The organism is Pseudomonas sp. 300, from assembly GCF_055803035.1.
Genome location: NZ_JAVLRV010000001.1, coordinates 976,891 through 984,820, shown reverse-complemented (window position 1 = coordinate 984,820; position 7,930 = coordinate 976,891). Strand labels below are relative to the sequence as shown.

The following is a 7,930-nucleotide window of genomic DNA, read 5'->3' as shown; positions in this document are numbered from 1 at the left end:
TGCGCAACGGCAGCCACTTGAGCAAAATGCCGCCAAGCATCGCGCCAAACACACCGGTGAACATCACGAACACCGCCGTCAGTTCCGGTACGCCGCCCAGATCATGAGCCAGTGGCATGGCAAACGGCGTGGTGATCGAACGCGGCACCAGCGACATCGTCACCGCGCTGTCCAGTGCCAGCGCTTTGGCCAGGCCAAACGAGCTGCCGATGGACGCAGCACTCCCCGCCAGCATTCCCAACAGCAACGCCGACCAATGCCGTATCAACATCTGCCGTTGCTGCCAGATCGGCACTGCGAAGGCGACCGTGACCGGCCCCAGCATCAGCATCAGCCAATGGGTGTTGCTGGCGTATTCGGCGTATGCGGTATGCAGCGGCACGGCGAGCGTCAACAGCAGGGCCGGGACCAAAATCAGCGGCGACAACAAGTAGCGGCCGGTGCGGCGATAGATCCAGCGGCTGAACAGATAGGCCAGCAGCGTGAAGGCCAGCCAGAACACCGGCATCAGTTCAAGCTTCACGGGACCTCCTCCACCGTACCACCAGCTCCACGGTAAACGCCGTGACCAGCATCACCATCAGCGTACTGACGCCGATCACCAGCAGAATCCGCCAACCGTCGCTGCGCAACAGCGCGCCGTAATCGAGCAGGCTCATCAACGCCGGAATAAAGAACAACAGCATCTCGGCCATCAACAGGCCGGCGCCCATTTGCAACGCGGCCGGTTTGACCAGTCCCAGTGCGAACACCAACAGCAATAACAGCATGCCGATGACACCACCGGGAACCGGCCAGCCAAACCAGAGGGTCATTTGGCAGCCAAGCAAGTAGATGCCCAGCAACACGGCTAATTCGGTTGTCAGTCGAGCCAGGTATTTCAGGGTGGATGCGTGCATGTCTTCGGTCCTCACAGGCGTCCATTTTACGGAGCAGGCTGCTATCCCAGAAGCGAATTGTTAGACTCGAAGCCATTCCAAAATGGAATCAGGCAGATGGAATTCAAACAGCTACGCAGCTTCGTCGAAGTCATGCATCAAGGGGGATTTACCCAGGCCGCCAAGTCCCTGCACATCAGCCAATCGGCCGTGAGCAAGCAGGTTGCTCAGCTGGAACAGAGCCTCGGTACACCGCTGCTCGAACGGCTGGGTTCGCAGCTACGTTTGACTGCCGCGGGCAGCGTGGTTTTGCAACGGGCCGAAGGCATGCTGCGTTTGCGCACCGAATTGCTCAACGAGCTGGATGATCTGAGCCAACTGGCCCGTGGCGAATTGCGTCTGGGTTTGCCGTTGTTAGGCAGCGACGCGCTGTTTGCCGGACTGTTTGCCGAGTACCGGCGACGCTATCCCAACATCAATATCCAGTTGATCGAAGGCGGCAGCCTGAACATCGAGCAAGCCGTGTTGAGCGGTGAACTGGAACTGGGTGGCAGTCTGCTGACAAGAGACCCGCAGTTTGCCTTTCAACCCTTTTGTGACGAACCCCTGGATGCCCTGCTACCGGTCGATCATCCGCTGGCGACGAAAACGGTGATCGGGTTGGAGGAATTGGCCGACACACCCTTTCTGCTGTATCAGCGCAGCTTCGTTCTCAACGACCGATTGCTGCAAGCCTGTCAGCAATTGGGCTTTACACCGAAGGAAGGCGGACGCAGCGGTCAGGCGGACTTTCTAGCGGCGCTGGTGGCCGCTGGCCAAGGCGTGGTGTTGTTGCCGCGAGTGGTGGCTCGCGGGCTGGTTCGGCCAGGCGTGGTGCGCCTGACCCTGAACGCGCCGAGCTCTCTGCGCTGGGACATCGCATTCATCTGGCGTCAGGGCGCGTACCTGTCAAAAGCCGCACAAGCCTGGCTCGCCTTGCTGCGCGAATGGCCGGTCAGTCCCGCAGGGCCGTGACGAGATCCGCCAGCCAGGGTTCTGCATCGGTTTCCGGGGTGACGCTCTCGCTGGCGTCCAGGCGCAGCATCGGCAGCACTTCGCGGATGCCCAGTTCGCCGAACAGCTCGCGCATCAGCTCACCGCCGCCGCAGAACGTATCGCCGTAGCTCGCATCACCCAGGCCGATCACGGCACCCGGCAAACCACGCCAGGCGGCGGGCAATTGGTCGCGAACGGCGAAATACAACGGTTGCAGATTGTCCGGCAGTTCGCCCATGCCCGTGGTCGACGTCACTGCCAGAAACGCTTCGGGGCCAAACGCCTGAACATCGGCAAGGCTTGCGCGCGGGTTGTGAAAGGTCTCGAAGCCCGCAGTTTTCAAAATATTCGCAGCGTGGCGAGCGACTTCTTCAGCCGTGCCGTACACCGAGCCCGAAAAGATGGCGACTTTCATCAATCTGATCCTGAAGCAGTAAAAAGATGAGTGATATTAACAGCCGCAGCAAAAAAGCTGCGATTGGCTCTCATCAAGCATTGAAGGCCGCTAGAGTTCTTTTAGAATGCTGCGCTCAATCAATCTGGAAAGGATTCTCCGATGATCAACGCACAACTGCTGCAAATGGTGATTAACGCTTCCAACGACGGCGTTGTGATCGCCGAAAAAGAAGGTGAACACGACAACATCCTGATTTACGTCAACCCGGCGTTCGAACGCCTGACCGGTTACACCAGCGAAGAAATCCTCTACCAGGACTGCCGCTTTCTGCAATCGGGCGACCGCGATCAGGAAGCGCTGACCTTGATCCGCAATGCGTTGAGCAATGGCGGCTCCTGCCGGGAAATCCTGCGAAACTACCGCAAGGACGGCACGCCTTTCTGGAACGAGTTGTCGCTTTCGACGGTGAAAAACCCGAGCGACGGTCAGACTTATTTTGTCGGTGTGCAAAAGGACGTCACCGCACAGGTCAAGACACAGCAGCGGGTAGCGCAGCTCGAAGCACAAGTGGCGGCGCTTCAGGCCGAGCTCGCAGCACTAAAACCGACGAACGGCGCAAACAAAACCACTAATTGATTGTCATTAACTACAATCACCGATGACTTTGTAACTTTTCCTTTCGAGCCGATCATGCAGCGCGACGCACTCCTGACCCAGGATGAACTGGATTTTATCCAGACCATGCAACACAACCCGCAACTCAATGTGCGGGATGCGACGTCGAGTCTGCTTGTAAATGGTGGTTCGCAAATCCGTGACTTGCTCACGCGCCTTGCTGCTCATGAGCAAGTCACGATCCAGGCCAACTTCGAAAATCAGCAAATGACCTTCCCGCTGCATCTGGTGGAAGACGAGTTCCATGCACTGCATTTGCGTCTGGGCGTCCCCAGCATCTATGAAGACGGGCCGTTGGTCCGCCCATGGCGCCTGGTTCTCGAAGAACCGGTCGCACTGGAGAATGCCGGTGGTCAATCCGGCACGATGTGGGTGCATGAAGTGTCGTTCAAAGGGGTTTTGCTGGAAGTTCGCAACAAGACCAAACCACCCAAGCATTTCGCGTTGTGGTTCAGCCCGTCAGGCTACGAACGTATCGCGTTGCGCGGCACCTTCGAGAAAGAAACCGAGAACGGCTTCTATGCCTATCAGTTGAGTCAGAGCGACAAGGACGAAACCGAGCGCCTGCGCCAGTACATCCTTCAGCAGCATCGACTGACCCATCCGACTCTGCATCTTTGACTCAGGTATCCAGGTTTCCTGCCAGGAACTGTTTCAGACGCTGACGCATCACCAATCCTTCGTTACCCAGGCAGCCAATGGACGATCCGTCCAGGCTTTCCTGCGCCAGTTCCGACACATCACCGGCCAGCATCAACTGGCAATCCAGGCTCATCGCCAGACGATTCAAACGGCGTGGCAATTCATTGCTGGGCGCGTGATTGGAAACCAGCACCAACGCCTGGGGCTTGACCCTTTCGCAGACCAGCGCCAGTTCATCGAAGGGTTGACCGATCGCCAGCAGTTGAATGGCCGAATCGACACTGCTCAAAAACAGCGCCGTGACCAACAGTTCGAGCTCACGACATTGATCGTTCAGGGGACATACAATCACGCGCCGTGGTTGCATGACGCGAACCAGCAGCAGCCGCTGTAACACCCGTGAACGCAAAAAACCGTCCAGGAATAACCACTCGCTGGCCTGACCGAACGCTTCATGACATTGCAACAGTTGCTTCCAGAGTGGCATCAGGATGTCCTGAAACGCCACGGCCAAGGGGTAACTGGAAAAGATCTGTCCATAGACCTGCTCCAGTTTTACCTCGTCGAACACGCTCACCGCCGCTTTGACTTGTTCCTGCCACTGCGCGTAGTCAGCCTGCACCAGTTCATTGGGGATAATGTGCGACAGCGCTTGAAGCGGTGCTGTCTTGGCCAGAATCTTGCCGACCTTGCTGACGGCAACGCCACGTTCGATCCAGCCCAGAATGCTGCGGACCCGTTCGATATCGGTCATGGCGTACAAGCGATGCCCGCTTTCGGTGCGCATTGGCTGAATCAGACCATAACGTCGCTCCCATGCCCGCAAGGTCACCGGATTGACGCCCGTCAGCCGCGACACTTCCCGGATCGGAAACAGCTCTTGCTGCTCAAGGGGAAGCACAGGCTGCAAACCAGCGACATCGTCAGTCATGACAGGCATAGGGCAGTCAACTTCCGTGTGTAAATCGGATCCCATTCTACCTCTGTTGCCCCATCATCATTCAACCCATTGATGGGAGACGATTGTCACAGGCAGAACCTGTAGAATCCGGAATAATCCTTGCTTGTTCCAAGACGCAGCCCACCACCCCGGCGCTGTGCCTGGCGAAACTCCTATCCGGAGTGACGCGATTGTCATACGGAGATACACGATGTCTACCTCACCCGTCACGCTGATGGTTGCGCGCCGCGTCGCCGATGGACGTTATCAGGACCTGATGGCCTGGTTACGCGAAGGCGAACAACTGGCCACCGATTTCCAGGGTTATCTCGGCTCAGGCGTGCTCGCCCCGCCGCCCGATGATGACGAATTCCAGATCATTTTCCGTTTCGCCAACGAGCAGACCATGCACGCGTGGGAGCATTCGGCCTCGCGTACCGCCTGGCTTGCACGCGGCAGCGACTTGTTTGCGCATAAAACGGAACATCGTGTGAGCGGCATCGAAGGCTGGTTCGGCGCGGCCGGTCAACGTCCACCGCGCTGGAAACAGGCCGTGGCGATCTGGCTGGCGTTCTTCCCGGTGTCGTTGCTGTTCAACTTTGTACTGGGGCCGTTGCTCGGTGAAATGAGCCTCCTGCCTCGGGTGTTTATCAGCACGCTGTGCCTGACGCCGCTGATGGTCTACTTCTTTATTCCGCTGTCGACCCGGATTCTGGCCAACTGGCTGAACAGCACGCCAATACGTCCGTTGTCCGCTGAACCATCCTCCCAAAACCGCTGATCACCCTGGGGGAGCGAGCTTGCTTGCGACAGCGGTGTAACAGCCAACATCGATGTTTGAGCATACGGCCCCACCGCGAGCAAGCTCGCTCCCACAATAGGTGAACGCGGCCGCTCGCTGGTATAGTTTTGCTCTTACCGCGACGCGAGCCGTTCATGACTTCTTCATCCGCCCCGATCCTCATCACCGGTGCCGGCCAGCGTGTCGGCCTGCACTGTGCGCAGCGATTGCTCGAAGACGGCCACGCGGTAATCTTCAGCTATCGCACTGAACGCCCCGGCGTACAGGCATTGCGTGATCTGGGGGCGACGGCAATCTTCGCCGACTTTTCCAGCGAAGGCGGGATACTCGCCTTCATCAGCGAACTGAAAACCCACACCGTCTGCCTGCGGGCGATCATCCACAACGCGTCCCAATGGCTGGCCGAAACGCCTGACACCGACGCCGCAGCGTTCACCGGCATGTTCAGCGTGCACATGCTGGCGCCCTATCTGATCAACCTGCACTGTGCGGACTTGTTGCAACGCTCGACCCCGGCGGACATCGTGCACATCAGCGATGACGTCACACGCAAGGGCAGCAGCAAGCACATCGGCTACTGCGCCAGCAAAGCCGGGCTCGACAGCCTGACCCTGTCCTTCGCGGCGAAGTACGCGCCCGACATCAAGGTCAACGGCATCGCCCCCGCCCTGCTACTGTTCAATCCTGACGACGACGCGGCGTACCGCGCCAAGGCTTTGGCCAAATCCGCATTGGGTATCGAACCCGGCAGCGAAGTGATCTACCAGAGCCTGCGTTATTTGCTCGACAACCCTTATGTCACCGGCACAACCCTGACCGTCAACGGCGGACGGCACCTCAAGTAAGTTGCCCCGCGAGGATATTTCATGACGTTATCCCGACCCCGGAATAGCCTGTCCCAGAACTACCGAGAGATCCTCATCGGCCTCGGTGAAAATCCCGACCGCGAAGGACTGCTCGATACACCGGCACGCGCGGCCAAAGCCATGCAGTACCTGTGTCATGGTTACGATCAAAGTATCGAAGAGATCGTCAACGGTGCGTTGTTCGCCTCCGACAACGATGAAATGATCATTGTCGACAACATCGAGCTGTACTCACTCTGCGAACATCACCTGCTGCCCTTCATCGGCAAGGCCCATGTGGCTTATATTCCAACGGGTAAAGTGCTGGGTCTGTCGAAGATTGCGCGGTTGGTGGACATGTTCGCCCGTCGCCTGCAAATCCAGGAAAACCTCACCCGGCAAATCGCCGACGCGGTGCAACAGGTGACCGGTGCCGCCGGTGTCGCGGTGGTCATCGAAGCCAGGCACATGTGCATGATGATGCGCGGCGTCGAGAAACAGAATTCGACCATGAACACCTCGGTGATGCTCGGTGCCTTCCGCGACTCGAGCAACACCCGTCAGGAGTTCCTGCAATTGATTGGACGGAGCAAGTAGCAATGCCACAACTTCAACCAGGAATGGCACGCATCCGGGTCAAGGACCTGTGCCTGCGGACGTTCATCGGGATCAACGAGGATGAAATCCTCAACAAACAGGACGTGCTGATCAACCTGACGATCCTGTATGCCGCCCAGGAAGCGGTGCGTGACAACGACATCGATCACGCGCTGAATTACCGGACCATCACCAAAGCGATCATCGCTCACGTGGAAGGCAATCGCTTTGCCCTGCTCGAACGCCTGACCCAGGAAATTCTCGATCTGGTCATGGCCAATGAGTCGGTGCTGTACGCCGAGGTCGAAGTCGACAAGCCCCACGCGCTGCGCTTCGCCGAGTCGGTGTCGATCACCCTGGCCGCAAGCCGCTGACCGCGTCTGGCGCATCGTGCGCCAGACTTTTATCATCCGCGCCACGATTCGATTGCACAGAGCCCGCCATGAACGATCAACAACGCCTCGAACTTGAAGCCGCCGCCTTCCGCCGGCTGGTCGCGCACCTGGACAGCCGCAAGGATGTGCAGAACATCGACCTGATGAACCTCTCGGGTTTCTGCCGCAACTGCCTGTCCAAGTGGTACAAGGCCGCGGCTGACGAACGCCAGATCGAGGTCAGCCTCGACGACGCCCGCGAAGTCGTCTACGGCATGCCGTACGCCGAGTGGAAAGCCCAATACCAGCAAGAAGCCAGCGCCGACCAACAAGCGGCGTTCGCCAAAGGAAAACCCAATGAGTGATTTGAACACCCTGCGCGCCAGCCTCAAGAGCGGCGAACACGTTTTTGCCGACACCCTGGCGTTCATCGCCGCTGGCTACGATTACCAGCCTCAGGCCTTCAACAACGGCGGCGTGGAAAATGCGGCCGGGCAAAACGAAGGTTCGTGCAAGACCCTGGGTCTGGCGTTGCTGGAAGGGTTGAGCGATGAAGAAGCGCTGTTGGCGTTTGGCGAGCATTACCGCTCCGTCGTGGCCACCCCCGACGGCAGCGATCACGGCAACATCCGTGCGTTGATTACTCACGGTTTGGCCGGCGTGAAATTCACTGAACAACCACTGACCCGCCGCTGATTTCTGACTGACACCAACCCTGCAGGAGCCGGCTTGCCGGCGATGGGTC

At 58.5% G+C, this 7,930-nt stretch carries 14 protein-coding genes; 10 read left to right on the top strand and 4 right to left on the bottom strand.

Annotated features, from left to right (window positions below; all coding sequences use genetic code 11):
* The coding region (locus tag Q7W83_RS04490; RefSeq protein WP_473655718.1) for an LrgB family protein at window positions 1-523 on the bottom strand (523 nt) is incomplete at its 3' end.
* Window positions 513-899 carry a CidA/LrgA family protein gene (locus tag Q7W83_RS04485; RefSeq protein WP_150633290.1) on the bottom strand — a complete coding sequence of 129 codons (387 nt, stop codon included), beginning with the start codon at window positions 897-899 and terminating at the stop codon, window positions 513-515. The genes Q7W83_RS04490 and Q7W83_RS04485, both read right to left, overlap by 11 nt.
* 96 nt (window positions 900-995) lie before the next feature.
* On the opposite strand from Q7W83_RS04485, the gene Q7W83_RS04480 reads away from it, so the two are divergent.
* Window positions 996-1,892 (top strand): LysR family transcriptional regulator, encoded by an 897-nt coding sequence (locus Q7W83_RS04480; RefSeq protein WP_150639269.1) that lies wholly within the window; start codon window positions 996-998, stop codon window positions 1,890-1,892.
* On the opposite strand, the gene Q7W83_RS04475 is transcribed toward Q7W83_RS04480, so the two are convergent.
* Window positions 1,873-2,328: a flavodoxin gene (locus Q7W83_RS04475; RefSeq protein ID WP_150633289.1), complete on the bottom strand. Its 456-nt coding sequence runs from the start codon at window positions 2,326-2,328 to the stop codon at window positions 1,873-1,875. The genes Q7W83_RS04480 and Q7W83_RS04475 overlap by 20 nt on opposite strands.
* Before the next feature lie 26 nt (window positions 2,329-2,354).
* On the opposite strand from Q7W83_RS04475, the gene Q7W83_RS04470 reads away from it, so the two are divergent.
* The 3 genes from Q7W83_RS04470 to Q7W83_RS04460 are packed head-to-tail and all read left to right on the top strand — an operon-like array spanning window position 2,355 to window position 3,606.
* Window positions 2,355-2,504, top strand: coding sequence for a hypothetical protein (locus tag Q7W83_RS04470; protein WP_473655717.1), 150 nt, complete (start codon window positions 2,355-2,357; stop codon window positions 2,502-2,504).
* Window positions 2,470-2,946 carry a PAS domain-containing protein gene (locus Q7W83_RS04465; protein ID WP_150633288.1) on the top strand — a complete coding sequence of 159 codons (477 nt, stop codon included), beginning with the start codon at window positions 2,470-2,472 and terminating at the stop codon, window positions 2,944-2,946. Before Q7W83_RS04470 ends, Q7W83_RS04465 begins: the two co-directional genes overlap by 35 nt.
* A 54-nt stretch (window positions 2,947-3,000) precedes the next feature.
* On the top strand, window positions 3,001-3,606 hold the full coding sequence (locus tag Q7W83_RS04460) for a hypothetical protein (protein WP_150633287.1): 606 nt from the start codon (window positions 3,001-3,003) through the stop codon (window positions 3,604-3,606).
* Between the two features lies 1 nt (window position 3,607).
* On the opposite strand, the gene Q7W83_RS04455 is transcribed toward Q7W83_RS04460, so the two are convergent.
* Entirely contained in the window at window positions 3,608-4,567 is a 960-nt protein-coding gene (locus tag Q7W83_RS04455; protein ID WP_224787852.1) for a MerR family transcriptional regulator, read from the bottom strand.
* A gap of 211 nt (window positions 4,568-4,778) precedes the next feature.
* Between Q7W83_RS04455 and Q7W83_RS04450 the strand changes: the two genes are divergently transcribed.
* From Q7W83_RS04450 to Q7W83_RS04425, 6 genes are all read left to right on the top strand, one after another.
* Window positions 4,779-5,348 carry a putative antibiotic biosynthesis monooxygenase gene (locus Q7W83_RS04450; protein ID WP_150633285.1) on the top strand — a complete coding sequence of 190 codons (570 nt, stop codon included), beginning with the start codon at window positions 4,779-4,781 and terminating at the stop codon, window positions 5,346-5,348.
* 155 nt (window positions 5,349-5,503) lie between these two features.
* Window positions 5,504-6,214: a dihydromonapterin reductase gene (gene folM / locus Q7W83_RS04445; RefSeq protein ID WP_150633284.1), complete on the top strand. Its 711-nt coding sequence runs from the start codon at window positions 5,504-5,506 to the stop codon at window positions 6,212-6,214.
* A gap of 21 nt (window positions 6,215-6,235) precedes the next feature.
* Window positions 6,236-6,811, top strand: coding sequence for a GTP cyclohydrolase I FolE (folE, locus tag Q7W83_RS04440; RefSeq protein ID WP_150633283.1), 576 nt, complete (start codon window positions 6,236-6,238; stop codon window positions 6,809-6,811).
* Between the two features lie 2 nt (window positions 6,812-6,813).
* On the top strand, window positions 6,814-7,185 hold the full coding sequence (gene folX, locus Q7W83_RS04435) for a dihydroneopterin triphosphate 2'-epimerase (RefSeq protein ID WP_008026970.1): 372 nt from the start codon (window positions 6,814-6,816) through the stop codon (window positions 7,183-7,185).
* Between the two features lie 68 nt (window positions 7,186-7,253).
* Complete coding sequence (locus tag Q7W83_RS04430; protein ID WP_092273166.1) at window positions 7,254-7,550, top strand: DUF1244 domain-containing protein; 297 nt, start codon at window positions 7,254-7,256, stop codon at window positions 7,548-7,550.
* Window positions 7,543-7,881: a HopJ type III effector protein gene (locus Q7W83_RS04425; RefSeq protein ID WP_150633282.1), complete on the top strand. Its 339-nt coding sequence runs from the start codon at window positions 7,543-7,545 to the stop codon at window positions 7,879-7,881. Before Q7W83_RS04430 ends, Q7W83_RS04425 begins: the two co-directional genes overlap by 8 nt.
* Window positions 7,882-7,930: the final 49 nt, after the last annotated feature.

What these genes read in the sequence shown, in the direction of transcription:
- Q7W83_RS04485 (WP_150633290.1), bottom strand. Translation starts at nt 899, where the DNA reads ATGCACGCATCCACCCTGAAATACCTGGCTCGACTGACAACCGAATTA.
- Q7W83_RS04480 (WP_150639269.1), top strand. Translation starts at nt 996, where the DNA reads ATGGAATTCAAACAGCTACGCAGCTTCGTCGAAGTCATGCATCAAGGG.
- Q7W83_RS04475 (WP_150633289.1), bottom strand. Translation starts at nt 2,328, where the DNA reads ATGAAAGTCGCCATCTTTTCGGGCTCGGTGTACGGCACGGCTGAAGAA.
- Q7W83_RS04470 (WP_473655717.1), top strand. Translation starts at nt 2,355, where the DNA reads ATGAGTGATATTAACAGCCGCAGCAAAAAAGCTGCGATTGGCTCTCAT.
- Q7W83_RS04465 (WP_150633288.1), top strand. Translation starts at nt 2,470, where the DNA reads ATGATCAACGCACAACTGCTGCAAATGGTGATTAACGCTTCCAACGAC.
- Q7W83_RS04460 (WP_150633287.1), top strand. Translation starts at nt 3,001, where the DNA reads ATGCAGCGCGACGCACTCCTGACCCAGGATGAACTGGATTTTATCCAG.
- Q7W83_RS04455 (WP_224787852.1), bottom strand. Translation starts at nt 4,567, where the DNA reads ATGCCTGTCATGACTGACGATGTCGCTGGTTTGCAGCCTGTGCTTCCC.
- Q7W83_RS04450 (WP_150633285.1), top strand. Translation starts at nt 4,779, where the DNA reads ATGTCTACCTCACCCGTCACGCTGATGGTTGCGCGCCGCGTCGCCGAT.
- folM (WP_150633284.1), top strand. Translation starts at nt 5,504, where the DNA reads ATGACTTCTTCATCCGCCCCGATCCTCATCACCGGTGCCGGCCAGCGT.
- folE (WP_150633283.1), top strand. Translation starts at nt 6,236, where the DNA reads ATGACGTTATCCCGACCCCGGAATAGCCTGTCCCAGAACTACCGAGAG.
- folX (WP_008026970.1), top strand. Translation starts at nt 6,814, where the DNA reads ATGCCACAACTTCAACCAGGAATGGCACGCATCCGGGTCAAGGACCTG.
- Q7W83_RS04430 (WP_092273166.1), top strand. Translation starts at nt 7,254, where the DNA reads ATGAACGATCAACAACGCCTCGAACTTGAAGCCGCCGCCTTCCGCCGG.
- Q7W83_RS04425 (WP_150633282.1), top strand. Translation starts at nt 7,543, where the DNA reads ATGAGTGATTTGAACACCCTGCGCGCCAGCCTCAAGAGCGGCGAACAC.